This window comes from Motiliproteus sp. MSK22-1 (genome assembly GCF_001968815.1).
Classification (GTDB): Bacteria; Pseudomonadota; Gammaproteobacteria; order Pseudomonadales; family Balneatricaceae; genus Motiliproteus.
Genome location: NZ_MIEQ01000020.1, coordinates 108295 through 126314, shown reverse-complemented (window position 1 = coordinate 126314; position 18020 = coordinate 108295). Strand labels below are relative to the sequence as shown.

At 47.3% G+C, this 18020-nt stretch carries 13 protein-coding genes; 8 read left to right on the top strand and 5 right to left on the bottom strand.

Annotation, left to right across the window (positions count from 1 at the left end; genetic code table 11):
• The first annotated feature begins 287 nt into the window (after positions 1–287).
• Complete coding sequence (locus BGP75_RS02555; RefSeq protein WP_076714750.1) at positions 288–752, top strand: hypothetical protein; 465 nt, start codon at positions 288–290, stop codon at positions 750–752.
• 203 nt (positions 753–955) lie between these two features.
• Here BGP75_RS02555 and BGP75_RS02550 read toward each other — a convergent pair whose 3' ends face one another.
• The 5 genes from BGP75_RS02550 to BGP75_RS02530 are packed head-to-tail and all read right to left on the bottom strand — an operon-like array spanning position 956 to position 11277.
• A complete protein-coding gene (locus BGP75_RS02550) occupies positions 956–1651 on the bottom strand; it encodes a M48 family metallopeptidase (protein ID WP_076714748.1) in 696 nt (231 codons plus the stop codon).
• 1 nt (position 1652) lies between these two features.
• Positions 1653–4994, bottom strand: a complete 3342-nt coding sequence (locus BGP75_RS02545; RefSeq protein ID WP_076714746.1) for a type I restriction endonuclease subunit R — start codon at positions 4992–4994, stop codon at positions 1653–1655.
• Between the two features lie 12 nt (positions 4995–5006).
• On the bottom strand, positions 5007–7397 hold the full coding sequence (locus BGP75_RS02540) for an AAA family ATPase (protein ID WP_076714744.1): 2391 nt from the start codon (positions 7395–7397) through the stop codon (positions 5007–5009).
• Positions 7398–7406: 9 nt separating this feature from the next.
• Positions 7407–8684: a restriction endonuclease subunit S gene (locus BGP75_RS02535; protein ID WP_076714742.1), complete on the bottom strand. Its 1278-nt coding sequence runs from the start codon at positions 8682–8684 to the stop codon at positions 7407–7409.
• Complete coding sequence (locus tag BGP75_RS02530; RefSeq protein ID WP_076714740.1) at positions 8677–11277, bottom strand: class I SAM-dependent DNA methyltransferase; 2601 nt, start codon at positions 11275–11277, stop codon at positions 8677–8679. The genes BGP75_RS02535 and BGP75_RS02530 overlap by 8 nt, the downstream gene beginning before the upstream one ends.
• A 442-nt stretch (positions 11278–11719) precedes the next feature.
• Between BGP75_RS02530 and BGP75_RS02525 the strand changes: the two genes are divergently transcribed.
• The 7 genes from BGP75_RS02525 (at position 11720) to BGP75_RS02495 (ending at position 18016) form a co-directional block, all read left to right on the top strand.
• Positions 11720–12652: a COG2958 family protein gene (locus tag BGP75_RS02525; RefSeq protein WP_076714738.1), complete on the top strand. Its 933-nt coding sequence runs from the start codon at positions 11720–11722 to the stop codon at positions 12650–12652.
• A gap of 183 nt (positions 12653–12835) precedes the next feature.
• Positions 12836–13207: a DarT ssDNA thymidine ADP-ribosyltransferase family protein gene (locus BGP75_RS02520; RefSeq protein ID WP_076714736.1), complete on the top strand. Its 372-nt coding sequence runs from the start codon at positions 12836–12838 to the stop codon at positions 13205–13207.
• 147 nt (positions 13208–13354) lie between these two features.
• Positions 13355–14002: a DUF4433 domain-containing protein gene (locus BGP75_RS02515; RefSeq protein ID WP_076714734.1), complete on the top strand. Its 648-nt coding sequence runs from the start codon at positions 13355–13357 to the stop codon at positions 14000–14002.
• Positions 13990–15066 carry a macro domain-containing protein gene (locus BGP75_RS02510; RefSeq protein WP_233152825.1) on the top strand — a complete coding sequence of 359 codons (1077 nt, stop codon included), beginning with the start codon at positions 13990–13992 and terminating at the stop codon, positions 15064–15066. The genes BGP75_RS02515 and BGP75_RS02510 overlap by 13 nt, the downstream gene beginning before the upstream one ends.
• A 472-nt stretch (positions 15067–15538) precedes the next feature.
• Positions 15539–15781, top strand: a complete 243-nt coding sequence (locus tag BGP75_RS02505; protein WP_076714730.1) for a hypothetical protein — start codon at positions 15539–15541, stop codon at positions 15779–15781.
• 335 nt (positions 15782–16116) lie between these two features.
• Complete coding sequence (locus BGP75_RS02500; protein ID WP_076714728.1) at positions 16117–17190, top strand: type IV toxin-antitoxin system AbiEi family antitoxin; 1074 nt, start codon at positions 16117–16119, stop codon at positions 17188–17190.
• Positions 17153–18016 (top strand): nucleotidyl transferase AbiEii/AbiGii toxin family protein, encoded by an 864-nt coding sequence (locus tag BGP75_RS02495; RefSeq protein ID WP_076714726.1) that lies wholly within the window; start codon positions 17153–17155, stop codon positions 18014–18016. Before BGP75_RS02500 ends, BGP75_RS02495 begins: the two co-directional genes overlap by 38 nt.
• The last annotated feature ends 4 nt before the right edge of the window (positions 18017–18020 follow it).

Here is an 18020-nt window from a genome sequence, read left to right as displayed (position 1 = left end):
TACCTTTGCTCATTCTAGTACCGCTATTTCATATCATGTCGGCAATCGAGTTTTTCTTTCCAAAGCATTTAAAAATCCAAAATAGATTGGGATCGGCTTTAGTGGTGATTTTTTTATGCTGCTTTTTGGAAAATTTGTTGTCGAGTACTGGCTAATAAATCAGGTTGAATCCTCTGGCTATCAGAGGTGTTGGAGCCTAGAGGGGAGGCCTACCCGGTTTAAAAACCTTGTTTACGTTTTGGATGAAGCCAGTTGCAAGAAAAGTGACTATTCAGCTAGGTATTAATATGAAATTTACAAATTTTTTGTGGCCCATTTACTGGGTGCTCTTGGGTATGCTCGTTACTCTATTTGCGACTGCAAGTGAAACCAAAGAGCTTCCTCTAAAGGTCTTCTGCATTATTGATTCTGAGAATATACCGGGAGTGGCTAATTTCGATAGTGAGCTGATTGAGCTGATTGAGCTGAGTGGATACGGGCATTCACCACAAGGGAAGCATTTAGTAGCCTCCACGGAAGATTATGAGTTTTGGGTCGCAGCCAGGAGCGTGCTTCAAAACTCTGGTGTAGTTAAGATTCTTGCCTTTGAAGCGGTGATCTATGATATCAAGCAGGCTTTACGTTTTGCTGCGCTTAGTGGAGCTGAGGAAAGTGGAGAACTAGCGCGTCGAGCTCATGTGGAATTGATCCGAAACCCCTATGAGATCTATAGTGCCAGTCGATTAACGTTGGATTGTCATGAGTATCGATAAAAAGCTCGATGAGAAATGGATAATGTGGAGGGATGTTGAACTGTACGTTTTTTAATCCCTCCGTCCCTAATTTCTCCTAATTTCTCCTAATTTCTCCCCGATCTGACAGTCACATCCTGGTTAGTTGGTAACTGTCAGATTAAGTCTTAGTCAATTCATCTGGTGAGTGGGGTAGCACTGCTTTAGGGGTTAACAATTGGTGTTCACAACGTCATACCCGCGCCGTTGAATCTCAACCAGACTTTCTGCTCTTCATAACCCGGCATTACCCGTTCAACCAAACGCCAAAAGGCTGCTGAATGGGTGGGATATTGTAAATGTGCCAGCTCGTGCACCAGCACGTAATCCAATACGGGTAAAGGCAGCATGGCGCACTTCCAGTGGATGTTGATCACTCCTGCGGAAGTGCAAGAGCCCCACCGGTTTTTCAATTCCTGGACCTTGTAGGCCTTGGGATTAAGGCCAATTCGGGCGACATGATCAGGTAGTCTTTCGACGATTCGATTCAGCAATTTTTGTTTGTAGAAGGCTCTAAAATGTTTGGGTGCGTCTTCAACGGCGGATTGCTCCAGAAGAAATTGACCATTTTTGAGTAACAAGGGGGCTGACTGACCGGATACGATTTGCAGCCGGTAGTTTCTGCCTAAATATAGAAAGCTCTCGCCATTAACATATTCCCGATGCACCCGCGTTCGGTTCAGATCTTCCCACTCGGCCAGGCTGCGATAGATCCAGCTGCGCTTTTTCTCTATAACACCCTCAATGCGAGGCATATCAAATGGTTTGGGGGCTAGAACCGAGACACTGCCATCCCGCTCGATATAGATGCTAGTGGTTTTTCTGTCGCTCTTTTTGAGCGAATAGTCGATGTCTTTATAACTGTATTGCTGAGCGCTCATACTACGCTTCCACCTCAGCGGTATCTTCCAATAGCGATTGTTCTCGACGCTTGGCGAGGGCTACCACTTCTGTAACCAATTGTTCCTGGCAGTCCATCAACTCAGTGATGTCACTGAGGATAAATGCCTCTTCCAGTTTACCCTCAAGCGCCGCCACTTCAGCGGGGCGTTGCCAGAAGTTCAGGGTGCGAATTTCATCGCCTAACACGCCAATAATGGCATCGACCAAATTCTTAATGGGTTGTTGTTTGCCCGGTGAGGCATCGCCGTCAAAGGCAATATCGACAATGAGATCATAGAAGGGACCGTTGCTATCGCTCTGATCCCCTCGTCCCCTATCTATTTCCTCTCGTAGTTCTTCAAGGGCCATTACCACTTGATCCCAGCTCTCATTGTATTTCTTCAGCACCTCTTCGAGCTTCTCACTGAAGCGTTTATACATAACGGGGTCTTCGCCCTCGTTTATCTTGCAGTGCTTACGAATAGCGTGTTCCATCTCGCTGGCGGCAGCCCTAGCATCCTGATTCTTGCGAACGTTTTGCACAAAGCTAGGCGAAAAGAGCTCAACCGGCGCGACCTTTGGATTGATTCCCAGGCTCACCAGGTGTTCGTTGACCAGCTTGCGGACTTTCTCACCAGCACCACCAATGTTGATCGAGTCGTCCTTGTATCGTTCTCGGGCTTTGGCCTGAAGGTGAGAGAACTGATACATGGGGATCTTAAACGGGTCGGCCAAACGGTTTGGCAGGATGATATCCATGCTCTGCATAAACTTCTTCAGATACACGTTAAAACTATCGCGGGTCTTAATGTCTTCCAGAGCACGCACCGCTGCTTCCGTCACTTCATAACGCTGAGCATTGTTATCGAGCTTCTGTTTAACCAGAGCTTCAATAAGCGAGATGTCATTGTCTTCAAACAGCTGAATCAGCCGTCGATACCGGCTTTCCAGTACCGGGATTTCTGATTCGATACTCTTGAAGCTTTCGAGAATATCGGTCTGGTCCTTGCCGGAATAGAGTGACAATGCTGTCTTCAGGTTTTCCGTCAGACCGATATAGTCCACCACGTAACCCACGGTCTTATCGGGATAAGTACGGTTCACCCGGGCGATGGTTTGTAGCAAGTTATGTTCTTTTAACTTCTTATCGATATACATCACCTGCTCGATGGGGGCATCGAAGCCGGTCAATAGCATATCGCAGACAATCAGGAAGGCTACGCCGGTCTCGGGCTTCTCTGCATCAAACTTCTTCTTGAAGTTTTCAACAGCGTTCAGCTCCCGGGCCTCTTTGCGTGCAGCGACAAAGACAGCTTTTTCGTTGGTGCCGTCGGAGGAGATAATCACGGCGGCCTTCAGTTGGCGTACTTGCTCAAGTAAAGCCTTATCCTGCTCATCTTTCGGCTTGCTTTCCTCTTCTGTTCTCCATGTACCCAGTGCTTTGCGAATATAAGTCTGATAATGAATCGCCGCCTGCTTGGACGCGCAAACGACTTGGGCCTTAAAGCCGCTGGGTAGTATGTTGCGGATATAGTGCTTAACCAGATCATCGGCAATTTCCTGGATGCGATCTTCTGCTTCCAACACATCCCCTGTTGCACCATATTTACGCCGGATCACGGCAAGCTCTTCGTCGCTGCGGTCCTTAAACAGGTCTTCAAACTTGGTATCAAAACCATGCTTGTCATAGATGGCGGTATCCGCTGTTTTGCCCTCGTAGAGAATTTGCAGGGTTGCTCCGTCATCAACCGCATCCTGCAATTTGTAGGTATCGATATAAGGGTTGTCCGGGTCGTTGCCGAAACGCTTCCAGGTCGGATCGGTATGATGATCTGCAATCAGTGGAGTGCCGGTAAAGGCCAGGCGTGTTGCTTTTGGAAAGGCATCAAACAAGTTGTCCGACAGGCTGGCGCGATCCTTACCGCTACGCTGGGTTCGGTGGGCCTCATCGATCAGTATCAGTACCTTGTCAGACGTGTTTACCTCGCCGAATGTATCGAAGACGGCATAGTTCGTCGAAGGCTCTGCCACCTTGCTGGAATAATCTGCCCCCTTGGTGGAATAGTGGTTTGCGGGCTCATTGGCCGCATCGATGGCCTTGGCAAAATAAGCTGGTGTGTTACTGTCATCTTCCTCGCGAAATTTGTGAACCATCACCATATTCAGTGTTGAAGAATTGTCGGTTAATTTTTCCCAAACGGCAGTAGCGCTACTGATGCTATATACTTTTTCACCGGTTAGGGCGGCAGTTTCACCCAACTGTTTATCCAGATCCTTACGGTCGTTGACCATCAGAACTTTGTAGTCCTTCAGCAAGGGATCCCGTCGTAATCGGCGTACTAAAAACACCATGGTTAGGGATTTTCCGCTGCCCTGGGTATGCCATACCACACCGGAACGATCAGCCCCACTTTTGCCGCTTCGCATACGGGCCAGTATTTTTTGTACTGCACGGTATTGTTGATAGCGACAGATCACTTTAATGCGCTGCTTACCGGCATCCATAAACAGGGTGTAGCTGCGAGTAATATCCAGAAGGCGTTCAGGGGACAACATACCCTGTACCAACTGTTCCTGCTTACGGTGCACCTTGATCTCTAGATCCATATAGGGGGTGGTGGCGGGATGGATCGTCTTCCAGTGGAAGAAGTAGTCTTCCGTGGAGGTAATGCTGCCAAACTTACTGTCATCACCATAGGTGGAGATCATTAACTGATTGGTCCAGAAAAGCTGCTGTTCGCCTTCTTTCAGTCCCGCTTCTATAGTGTCTTCGCGCAAATCTGCGTAACGCCGCAACTGCTTGATGCCTTCGCTCATGGCATCGGAGGTAAAGCTGTTTACATCTTTGCACTCGATTACTACCAGCGGTATCCCGTTCACGAATAACACGATGTCCGGGATGATAGAGTCTTTAACGCCTCCCGGAGTGTCGATACGAAACTGGTTTATCGCTATAAAACGGTTCGCTTGCCAGTCATCAAAATCGATAATTTTCACCACCGGATCTTGCTCGCCCGTCACCTCGTTGGCATCCACTTGCCATTTATATAGCCGCGTTAAGAAGGTTTCGTTGGCTTTTAACAGATCGGTGGTATCAAAGTAGGAAAAATCTTCAAACAGGGTCTCTAGCTGGCTATCTGTGAGCCAGGGCTGGCCGCTATCCAACAGGTTGATTGCTTTAACTGCCTGGATGAACTCGTTTTTCAGCATTACCTCTCGAAAGCTACTGCGCAGGCTTAGGGTGGGGTTTTGGGGAACCCCTGAGCCTTGCTCGATCACCTGCCAGTCCATACTTTCCAGCTGGTTGAGCAAAGGCTTCTCTACAAACTGATACTCGGACATTGATACTTCCCTTTAGGCTGCCGGTATTAACTGGTGAAAAACGAATTCTAAGAATTCTGCAACTGTGTTGCGTTGGTTCTCGATATCATCGCCCAGCCACACATGATGCTCCGGGTTTAGCTCGTTGCGCCACCGGTGAAGTTGTTGTCCGATGTCCGCAGATAGAATGCCATGAGTTTTCAGTGCATCAATGCGTTCACTAAGGGTATTGTTGGTGATTGCATGTGCTCGTATCTGTTTGGCAAAACGAATCTGGATCACATCTTCCAGGTAGACCCGGGGCTTGCAACTGAGCTTATCGGTCCGCCGCTCAACAAAATCGATCAGTTCATCGGTATTTTGCTGGTGAGCGGATTTTATAAAGGCATCTGCATCAGCGACTTGCAGTTTGGAGCCCTGAGCATCCCTGATGATTTCGATCACCCTGACATCTGTACGCGAGAAACCGTGCACATTAAGAAAGTTGGCAACTCCTTCTTTAAAGTGACTCAACAGAATGATCTGTTCACAACGGTCTGCCAGTTCAACCAGCTTGCTATGGGTTTGACCGACCCGATGGTCATCAAAGGAGGTGACCGGGTCATCCAATACAACCACGGTTCTGGCTAAATCAGCAGGTTCCATCGAATCCAGTGACGATAGGAATATCGCCAGGCCAAGCGAGCGCCGATCGGATTCACTGAAGACTTTGTCGAGATCGGCTTCGGCGACCGGCTGGCCACGAAACTGTACCTTAAAGTAATTGACTGGCTTTTTGCCTTGATTGTTGGTTCCGTGCTGCAGGGTAAAATCGCGACTGCCCAGCGCTCTGAAATAGCGATTGATGATGTCAAAATACTGGGCTAAATAGGTGTTTTGCTCCTCGGCCAACTCGTCTCTTAGACGGGGGATATCTCTCTCCAGAGAATTGATATCGGTAAGGAGCTGTTGATACTCGATGCAGGCATCATTTTTTTCATACCGTTGCACGTCCTTTCCTAGCGCAATGCCTTTCTCTTTGAGGGTAGCAAGTTGTTGCTCAAGCGGTCCGTTTTCCAGTGTCGCTTTAAAGGCTTCAATATGCTGGTTGAAGGTGGCTATTTCGGTATTTAGGGCGGTAGTCAGCAGTCCGATACTGTCGAATACCGCCTTGAGGTCATCAAGATCCACGGTGGCTACTGCTTTATCTGGCCCGGCCAGCTTAAGCGGTATGATCTCATTAAACTTTTCAATAACCCCATCGCCTACAGCACGCAACGGGTCCAGCTGCCCCTGGATTTTCTGATGAACGGCCTTGATTGTATCGATCACCGTTTTTGCTTCCGGCTGCTCTGAGAGTTCCGGATAGGCCTGAATGACGAGATCGGTTTGCTCAATATGAGTTGTCAGCGTTTGCAGTAGGTTGAGAGTCAGTTGAGGCCGAATGCGCTTTAGGCTGCTGGAGACAAATCCTTCATGGCGGGCGTATTGGTCATCAAAACACTGCTTATAGATATCCAGCAGCTCATTCACCTCGGGGGTGAGGGATTGGCCGCAAAAAGCGCAGTTATCAGCGATCTCTTTGTCTCCATTACCCTTATCTCTGGTAATGTAGCCTAATCCCTGCTGTATCCACTGTTCAGCACCCTCGATCTTGGTGAAGTGTCGCTTAATATGGTTTTCCAGTTCCGCTTTTGCCGCTTCATGCTGGTTTTCCAGCTGAGTCGCCAGCACGGTATTGATGGCCTCTGCCCCATCGATCAGCGACCTGTCCAATGATATCGGCGAGAGCTTCGACCGAGCTTTTATCTCAGTGGATTGTTTTTTCTGCTTTAGAAGATCAACATAATCTTGCCTGGCTTTTTCCAGCGCTTCCTTCGTCCCATTAATGTCTTCAACAACAGTTTGCTGTAAGAAGTCCTGTAAACCTTCAATACCACTAAAGACCTCTTTCTCCATCGCGGTTTTCCGACGGTTTTTTTGCCCCCTCTCCTGGCTTTTGACTTCAATCAGCTGTGCTTTCTCGACACCCTGTTCACCCAATACAAAGTTGCTAAAGTTCTCTTTGTTGCCTCGTGTCAGACTACGGGCGGTAAAAACATGAGAGTGATAAAAACCGTCGTCATAAACGGCAAGGCTATGGGAGGCTCGCAGGCCGTTGGTCCAGTTGCCATTGCGGAAGATCGCCTTACCCTGACCTTCATTTTCCCCGTTGGTAGCGAAGCCCATTTCAATTTTTTGCGGCGACTGATCGTCAGGAATGCTTTTTCTGGCAACCAGGTTCTGTGGGTTGCCAGACTTAAGTGAAGCGAAGATATCGCCCAGAGTGCTCTTGCCGTAGGTGTTGCGGCCATAGACCAGGGTGATTTTGTCAAAGGCCACGGGGCTGGCATTACAGTCCTTAAAAGCGCCTATATTTTTTATTGTTGAAATCCGTTTTAACATGGTGTTTTCCTAGGCGACTTTGACCTTTCCAGTTAGTAGGTCCTGCATCAGGCCTTTTTTTTGAAGAGCTAGTTTGGCAAGTTGAACTTCATTCTCATTTATCAAGGTGTCAATGGAACAATATCTCTCACATATTTGCGTTTGCTCTTCAACAGATGGCAAAGCTAGCAATAACGGGCGGAGATCTTCTAGATTGATATTCTTTTGGGCACTCAATGGAGCCAGCGCATCTAATCGGGTTTTTCTTAGCCTTATGCATATCTCAACGAATCTAGTTAAAGCCCTGCTTCCATCCACAATCACACCAACGACACTGTCAGGAAAGCACATAGGCCTATTTAATATGCCTGTATCGGCTATATTCGCAGCAATCGTTACGGCTATAGTTTCGGGTGGAAACTCTCTACTAACATTGCGGCCAAAGTCAGAGAGAGTTTGCTTATATTCTGAAATGTAACCTCCTTTAGCTTTCGTTACACTTCCTGTTTGTATGAAGGGATACTCCCCTCCATAGCATTTTTCATCATCCCTAGGACGGTGCGTAAACTTCCCACGTTCAACACTAGCGATATCTTCTAATTTATATATTTCCCACGCCTTCGGCACCCAGCCCAGTTCTGTGTGCTTATATAGCCTGGGAGCCTGGTCGTAGCTCGGGCGCAGCTGACCGTAGTTGGGATTGGTGTCGGCAGTGCCGCTAAGGTCGATGCCACGGGTAAAGAGATCGGCCATCATACCCTGCTTGATAGCGGTGTATTTGTCGATCAGGGCCTGTGTCTTTTCGATTAGGTTATCGACGGTGGTTAGGATCTTGGCGATTTTTTGTTGTGCGCTATTATGTTTTTGAAATGGCACATCGATTCTTAGTAAATCGCTCGTTGATATTCCTTTGACAGTTGAACCAACAGCCAGACTCTCAACTCTGTCGCGAATAAATTCTAGTAGATAGGCAACATATGCTGAGTCAACTTCAGAGGTAGGAAAAAGCGCTTTTACATCTTGATTTATAGCAACATCACATTTAATTAGTGCTGATCGCCCTACGGCCATTCGCAAGCAAATCACAGGGGTTCCAGACTTAATTAGCTTAGAAGTGCTAGCTCTTAGCCCACTCTCGGTAATAGATTCAAGAGTCGAGTCTATACTTGACGACCCTTCCTTGAAATCTTTTACGCTGGCCCAAGGTATCGGGCCATTCCAATATTCCGGAATTTGTCTAGGAGGCGTGCCTCCCCCGGTAACATTACTAAACAATGAACCTAAGGGGACGTCTGGGAATTTACTCATAGCCTAGCTCCGCCATGAACCCACTTAACAACTCGGCCTCTCTTTCCCGTTCTGCCACTATCTCCTTTACCGTCACCGCATATTTGTTATGCAGGTTTTCAACCGCTTTAACCAGGGCGCTGGTGATCGCTCGAATATAGGCGGCATAATCGCCCTCCAGCTCCTGCTTAAAGCGGGCTTCGATCAGGGCTTTGGCGTCCAGGTTGCTGATCTGCGAACGGGCGGCCTCAACCAGCTTATCTTTCTTTTTCTCGGCCTCTTTCAGGCCCGCCTTCAGCTCTTTCAGCTCTTTTTCCAGCGCGGTGTGCTGGGCGAGTTTGGTTTCAATGGTTGCGATCGAGGCGGTTAGCCGGTCGATCTGGATTTCCAGTGCCGCCGCCTTGTAAAGGTCTTCTTTCTTGGCGCTGTCTTTTTTGATAAACCGGAGCTGTTTTTTCAGATCACGAAGTTGGCCATTATGTTCTTTTTTATCGGCTTTCAGCTGCTTGACCTGCGCTTTGGGCAGCACGCCGGGAGCTTCATCGTCAGACTCGTTGCCGCTTTCATCATCTTCGCTACTGTCATTGGCTGCCGTAAACAGCGCTTCCAGCTCATTGATACGGGCCTGGTCTTGCTGGATATTGGCCAGTACCTCGGGGAACTGGGATTGCAGGATCTCGGCATCGGGGATCAGTTCGGCATTCCAGCCGCTACTGGCGATGGATTTAAGATCCGCCTCCTGCTGTTTGAAGTTGTTCGCCATGGCGCCGCGAATCTGATAGAGGGAGAGCAACTGCTCCGGCAATAGCGCATTGACAATGCTATCCAGGGCATCGCGGCGTAGGGCGAACACGCCTCTGGAACCGGGCAGATCATCTCCCAGCTGATAGAATTCCGGCGTAAAGGTCTCCCGCCACCACTGCTGCAGTCCTTCGGTAAAAGCGTGATGCTTGGCTTGCAGCTGCGGGTGGTTTTCGATCAGGGTTTTGATGGCGGTCTTATCAGTAATGGCGGGGCTGAAGTCGCTGTAGCCGGTATCGTCGGCTCGTGGCGTAAACAGCGCCTCTTTCAGCGCCGGGTAGTTCTGCCAGTGCTGGGCCAGCGCTTCGATTTCGGCATTGGGCACGCCGCCGTTGAGGTGCGCCCGCACATCCTGGGGTTCAGGTGCCGGGCTGTTATCCACGTAGCGGCGGATATTAAAATTAAACTCTTCGGCTTCTAGCTCTTTGATACTGACGGCGCGGGCGTATTTATCGATACTGGCGTCTTCTGATTGGTTTTCGCGGGTAAGCTTGGCCAACTGGCGATAGACATGGGTGATCTTCTCGATATCTTCAGGGCGCAGGCTGTTCTGGTTTTTACCCTCTTTGTATTCCCGGTCAGCATTGATAAAGAGCACATGCTGGCGAGGATTGTCGCTGTTGGCGGCATTGTTTTTATTCACCACCAGTACACAGGCAGGGATACCGGTACCGTAAAATAAGCCTTGCGGCAGGCCGATCACCGCTTCGAGAACGCCGTCTTCAATCATCTTCTGGCGGCAAGCCCGTTCTTCGCCACCCCGGAACAGCACCCCGTGAGGCATCACCACCGCCATGCGACCGTCCTGTTTGAGGCTGGCGATCATATGCTGGACAAACATCAGGTCGGCTTTTTTACCGCCTTCCGGCAGCCAGGTATCAAAGCGACTGGGGTGGGTCATGCCGCTCTTCTGGTAGTTCTGGGAAAAGGGCGGATTAGCGATTACCCGGTCAAAGGGGCGTATCTCGCCGTTCTCGGTCAGGTGCTGGGGTTTTGCCAGGGTATCTTCATTCTGAATATCGGCACCGCCGGCGGCGTGCAGAATCATATTCATCTTGCAGATAGACCAGGTCCCGTCATTACTCTCCTGGCCGAACAGATGCACGTTGCGGGCATCGCCACCAGTTTCCGCCACATACTGTTTGCTCTGAATCAGCATACCGCCGGAGCCACAGGTCGGATCATAAACCTCGTGGTCTTCACCGGGTTCGATCAGCTCCACCAACAGGCGAACCACTTCAGCGGGGGTGTAGAACTCGCCGCCTTTCTTACCGGCGGTATCGGCAAAGTACTTGATCAAGTATTCGTAGGCTGCACCCAGTAGGTCGGGGAACTCAAAGTGGTCATTGGCCAGGGGAATACTGTTGAAGTGCTGGATAAAGGACACCAACACCTCGTCGGACATGGGCTTTTGCCCAACCTTGCGGTTGAAGTTGATGTGCTTGAGAACGTCCTGTAAGCCCTTGTCGGTATTGTCGTCTTCCAGCGCCGCCAAGGCTTTATTGAGCTCGGTGCCAACGTTCTCTTTGATGTGTTGAATCTTCGACCAACGTGCACGCTCGGGGACGAAGTAGTCGTATTGTTTTTTGCTCTCCAGCAGCATCGCTATAGCTTTGGGGTCCCGCCCTTCGGCTTCCAGCCGTTTGTGCTTGGTTTTCCGATCAGCCTCAAACTGGTCAGACATGCGCTTGAGGAATAGCATGCCGAAGATATATTCCTTGTACTCGGAAGCGTCCATCTTGCCGCGCAGAATATCGCAGGCTTGGAAGAGTAGAGATTCGAGTTTGTTGAGCGTGAGTTTATGGTCTGACATTCGGTCTGGGCTGCCTAATCATTGGTATCGATATCGGTGTTAGTTTTTTCTTTATCAATTTATGCGCTTAGCAAACTATCAAAAATCGCTGTAGGCGCTAAGCGAACAGGAGTACAAGCTCGACAGGGTGTTTTGTATATGACTCAATTTCTCGGCATTGCCTGAAATACAAGAAAGCTCATATTGAGCACTACGGTTTGCTTGTCGGCTTGCACCATCTGACTTGTTGGTAAAATGATGAAGCTCTCCCTTTCACATACGCTTTTTCCATGGTATCTGGCTGAATCGCTTAACGGGCAGGTATACACTGTTGGGCCGAAACTCTCAAACTGCCAGATCAAGTTCGGCCCATTCTTAGTGATACTGGGCAAATTTACTTCTGTTTATTGTCGATATCTCGATATTGAGTAGAATGGTTAAAAAAATCAATGGAATATGAGAAATGGCTTTGAATCTAGCCAAAACAGTGCGGGACTACCTGCAAAGCAACCAAAACCAGAAGTTTACTGCGCGGGAAATAGCGATTTGGATTTATCAAACTTATCCAGACGAGTGTCAGGATAAGCAACGTCGTAGCGATGCTTTGCAGTCAAAAGATGATCTGATTCAACAGATTGTTCGTGAGATAGCCTCACAACGCCCAAGGCTCCAGCGTAAGCACCCACAGATAAGAACCACGGAGGGGCGACCCAGAAAGTATTACTTCACTGAACAGTCCGAAAGTGAAGAGGTTAATGCTGCTGAAGTTGAGGTATCTGATAGCAAAGCTAGCTCTGAATCAAAGCCTAAAGAGCATGATCTGTACCCGTTGCTTTCAGAATATCTCTGGACAGAGTTTTCACTGTATTCCAAGCGAATTGACGAGAAACGGTCGTCAAATAAGCGAGGCCCCAACGGTAACAAATGGTTGTACCCTGATGTCGTCGCAATGGAAGATCTGAGTTCTGAATGGCATCAGGAGGTTAAAGATTGTGTTGGCCAATATGCCGACAAGCGAACAAAGTTGTGGTCTTTTGAGGTTAAGTTATTAATTAACCGTTCTAATATTCGAGAATGTTTCTTCCAGGCTGTGTCGAATTCTTCATGGGCCAATTATGGTTATCTGGTTGCCTCTGAAATTGAAGGCACTGATACCCTTAAAGAGCTTCGTATGTTGTTTTCCGCCCATGGAATCGGCTTGATTCAACTGGATATTGATAACCCGGCTGACAGCCAAATACTGGTACCGGCGAAAGAGCGATTAGAGATTGACTGGGATACTGCGAATCGCTTAACCGTGGAGAACAAAGACTTTTTGGACTTTGTAAAACTCGTCAGGCAGTTTTATCAGACCGGTGATCCTAGAGCATCCGCTTGGGATCTTGTTGCACCATAGCTGATTAAGATGCTGTCTAGATTCCCATAGAATCAGGAAAATCTGGAATTAGTTAGAATCTCTGATAGAGGGTATGAATTGAGTATAGAGTTACGGGGGTCAACTCTTTTGAAAAACTGCAGCTCCGAATAGTAAGGAGTTAGAGCACTCTGTTTGGAAATCAATGAAAAAGGGAATTTATCGATGGCTGACATCAAAGAGCAAAAGCTACTTTACCATCTTACTGATATTGAGAACCTTCCATCAATTCTGGAGCAAGGACTGCTGTCAAGAAGCAAAGTCAGCGGTTTTGTGGATGTTGCTGATGCGGATATCATCGAATCCAGGAAAAATCTGGCATTAGATCATTACGTACCGTTTCATTTCTTTGGAGGGAGTCCCTTTGATGGGCGAGTCCAGATAGACAATAAAGATAAACGTTTTGCTCTCATTACGGTGAGAAGAACTGTGGCTGAGGCTAATGGTTGGAAGATTATCCCTAGGCATCCTCTGGCTAATGAAACGGCTTCGCGCTTGTACTCTTCGGAATATTTTCTTCGTGTATTAGACATGTAAAAACCTCGTTAAAGTAGATTATCTACTCTTAACTAGGTGTCCGACAAATCGGGGTAAAACCAAGGATAGAGAGAATGTGTTAGAACTCCTTAAGGGCGTAGCGCTTCGTAAGCATGTAAATATCAACGAGAGCTTCTTTGTGAATAAATGAACCACTATCCCAGTTTAAATCCACAAAAGGCCTTAATTTGGCGCATCATACACCGGGATAACTTACCTTGGATTCTGAATAACGGTTTGCACTGTGGAAATAGTGAAACTAGGTCATCCAGCTGGATAAATATCGGAAATGAAGAGCTGATTGATAAACGCTCAAAGCATCCCGTTCCTTTGGTACCAGGTGGGAACTTAAATGACTACATACCGTTCTATTTCACCCCTTTTTCGGTGATGATGAAGAATATCCATAGCGGTCGAGGAGGTGTTCGTCAGTGCAGAAATGAAGAGATTCTTATTCTTGTATCAAGCCTATACCACGTTCAAGATCAGGGCTTACCATTCCTTTTTACAGATAGTCACGCTTATTACGCTTGGTCTAACTATTATAAGAGTTTGGCCGATCTAGGTAAGATCGATTGGCCGCTTTTGCAGAGGCGGGACTTCAAGCGAGATGCAGACGACCCGGCTAAGTTTGAGCGTTATCAGGCAGAGGCCCTTATCCATCAATTTTGTCCAATCTCCGGACTTTTGGGTATGGTCTGCTATACAGAAAGCGTAAAATCAGACATAGAAAAGCAACTTGCTCAACGACAGCTGGCGCTTAAGGTTCATGTGCGTCAGGGATGGTATTTTTAATGATTATATACACTCAAGGTAACCTTCTTGAAGCACAAGCGGATGCGCTAGTGAATACTGTCAACACCGTCGGTGTTATGGGGAAGGGCATCGCATTAATGTTCAAAGAGCGCTTTGCCAAAAACATGAGCGAGTATGCGAAAGCCTGTAAAGCTAAAGAAGTCAGAACGGGCGAGATGTATATCACCGAGACAGGCGAGCTCATGGGGCCTAGGTGGATTGTTAACTTTCCAACAAAACAGCACTGGCGCTCACCTTCGAAGATGGAATGGATCGTTGAGGGCCTTCAAGATTTACGTCATTTTATCCTAGAAAACAAAGTCAGCTCTGTTGCTATCCCCCCTCTTGGAGCGGGGAACGGTGGCCTTCCATGGGATGCAGTCCGTCAAGAGATCGAAAACTCTCTATCGGACCTAGATGATGTAAAAATTCTGATCTACGAACCTACGAGCAAGTACCAAAATGTGGCTAAAAAGCAGGGAGTAAAAACGTTAACTCCTGCTCGCGCTCTGATCGCTGAGCTAATACGTCGGTATTGGGTTTTGGGCATGGAATGCAGTCTCTTGGAAATTCAAAAACTAGCCTGGTTCTTAGATAGGACCATTAATAAGGAGGCTATAAATAACCCTCTTGATCTGAGGTTTGAAGCTCATAAGTATGGACCGTACTCAGATAGATTGAGACACTTGCTGGAGGGCCTTGATGGCAGCTATCTGCATTGCGATAAGCGTATTGCAGATGCAGATCCACTTGAGGTGATTTGGTTTGATGACAGCAAGAAGGAATACTTGCAAACCTATCTTAAAAATAAGGAAGCTAAACCGTACGCTGAAGTCCTTGAGCATACAGCCAAGGTTATCGATGGATTTGAATCACCTTTTGGAATGGAGCTGTTATCAACTGTAGACTGGCTCATTCAAGAAGATGGGTGTGAACCTACGTTGGAGGGGATCAAATCAGGATTGCATAGATGGAAAGGTGGAGAAAGGTCAGCCAACCGAAAGACAGAGCTCTTTGATGAACAGTCGATAGAGATTGCTCTTAAACGCTTACAACCTGCTTAAAGAAATGGCCCAAAAGCACTGAAAAAACAAATGAGTTTTTGTTTTAGTAACACTGGTGGTAACAATAGCTAGTGTCATAATATCTATTCTGTATAAATAACAGGTGGTTGTGCTTTATGTAGTGGTCCCGCCAGCCTTCCGAAACCATTCTCCTACAACGATCAAATACCTCCAGAACAAAATAATCCCAACTTGACCCTCCTTACCCTACAGGTCTATCCTAAACCTGTGTTGGCAAAATCCAACGCCGGAATTGGCGTTCCGTTTTCCAGAGGTGCCCTTAAGACGCATCACAGCGTCTTTTTTATGGGCTCGGCTCGTGTACGACTACGTTTTTTGGCGGGTCGGATGGAGCAGCCTCCGGGCTGGCCGGGTTCCTTTGGACCGGTGACGCCAACTCTGTTCGATCCGCCTCCCCTTAAGATTGGCGTCTTTGGGAGGCGGTTTAATTACCATTCCAAAGGGTTTCACTATGACCGCTCAACATACACTTAAGCCAGCACTCGCATCCCCCCAAGACCCCGAAGAAACCATCAGCCTGGACCTCTACCACGCCCGAAGCATCATTATGGCTTTAGCCGGAAATAGACAGCTAGATGATATGGCTCAAGAAGATATTGCCGGTTGTCTGGATCTGGTCAGAATCAAACTTGAAGAGGCCAATCAACGACTGGAGTTAACGATGGCTAGTCGGATGGGGGTGAAAGATGGCTAGTGCTTTACTTGCTTAGTTTGGTAAGCGAGCTGAGTCTAGAGATTTTTTGTTCCGCGGCTTGTCATTCTGTTGTTACCTGATCCCTATTAAGGCATCGGGCCTGTTCGCATTGCTCAAGAACTAATGTACATAAGTTAGCGTGGTTTGACCTGTTCGCCGAAAGTTAGTTTTGCCGTGTATTAAAGAGATCGAAGTCTGCCTGGTGTTGGGTTATGACTATCAGTGTACATTTGTATTTATGTACATTAATAATGTACATTGTATTTTTGTGTACGTATGGCTGTGAGAATACAGTGGTAAATACCGAAGTTGCTGACTTGATATGAAGAACAGAAATGAAAGTAACTGAGATTGAAAATGCGCTTTTAGCGCAGGCGTTAGAGATCTTCCAGAGAGAAACAGGGTTGCCTCTGAAAGTTATACAGGAACAGGCCGACATTAATGGTTTACACGTAGATGCAATTCTGGAGGCTCCCCAGTTCGGTGGACGGCTGGCTGTTGAGATAAAAAAATGGGCACCGCAAGCCAACTTGGGAGTTTTGGTTAGTCAAGTTAAAAAACTTCCTATCGAAGGGTTGCTGGTTGCGGATTATGTTAATCCAAAAATGGCGGAAAAACTGAAGGACATGGACGTTCAATTTATTGATACGGCCGGAAACGCCTATATTAACCGACCCCCCGTCTATATCCTGATAACAGGGAATAAACTGAAACCGCTTACAAAAAGTCGAGGTTCAAATCGTGCTTTTGATGCAACGGGGCTCAAAGTCGTTTATGGCTTTTTGTGTAATGCCCAGTTAGTCAACGCATCATATAGGGAGATTGCAGAGCAAACGGGTGTAGCTTTAGGTACGGTGGGCTGGGTTGTGAACGGTCTTAAAGCAGCAGGTTTCATAATAGATCGTGTAGGAAAAAAGAATAGACGCATAGTCAGTCGGAGGAAATTACTCGACCGTTGGGTCGAAGCCTATCCAGAAAAACTAAAGCCTAAGCAGTTAATGGGTGTATTTGTTGCCGAAGATCCCTATTGGTGGAAAGGTATTAAAATCGAAGAATGTGGCGCCTATTGGGGAGGAGAAATTGCTGCCTCTCAATACACAGACTACTTGAAGCCTCAAACTGCTACGGTTTACTTACCAGAACGAGCAGGTAATAAGCTGCTTATGATTGCGAAGTTACGAAAAGCTGTAGACTGGACTGATAACGATCCTGGAATCGTAAGCGTATACAGACCGTTTTGGCCCGAAAGATTAAACGATTTTGCTAATGGAATGCCAACCGCCAGTAATGGCGTAGTGAGTCCGATATTGACCTACGCTGAGTTGATGGCCACGGGTGATAGCAGAAACATAGAGACAGCAGGGATGATATATGAACAGCACATTGCTCAACATCTCGGGGAAGATTGATTCTAGTACTATCGCCATTTACGACACTGTCAGTACTATTGCGAATCAATTAGCTATCCCATTTGTAGTAGTGGGCGCATCAGCAAGGGATTTAGTGCTGCACTACGGGTATGGTGCTAGTATTCAGCGAGCTACAGTGGATGTTGATTTTGGTATTCAGGTGCCAGATTGGCAGGCATTCATGCTACTTAAGGAGAAGTTAGTTGATAAAGGATATAAGGAAACCCGAGCACAGCAGCGTCTGATATCACCAGAGAATATGCCTATAGATATCCTACCTTTTGGCCAACTTGAAGACGAAGAGGCTAACATACAGTGGCCACCGGATGGTCACTCCACCATGAATGTTTTGGGTTTTCAAGAAGCTTTCAGTAGTGCAAGAGTTATACGCATCCAAGATGATCCAGAACTCGATATCCCGGTGGCAACGCCAGAAGGAATGGTCATATTAAAGCTGATTGCATGGATGGATCGCCCATCTGATAAGCGAGATAAGGATGCAAAAGATCTGATTTATCTTTTCAATACTTATGAAAAAGTCCCTGAGATTAATAAAGGGCTTTACGAAGATCAGGAGTTAATGGAACAGTATGAGTGGGATATAGACCTTGCGGGAGCCCATCTATTGGGTATTAATGCAAAGAATATCGCCACAGATCAAACTTATAAGGCAATTTATGAGTTATTTATGGATCAACATGAAAGCTTAACAAGGGGGCTGCTAAAAGAGGAAATGTGCGTCCATATCGATAGTGAGTATGAGCGTAATGAAGAATTACTAAACGCATTTGTCGATGGTTTTACCCAATATAAGCCTTCTCAGTAGCAGA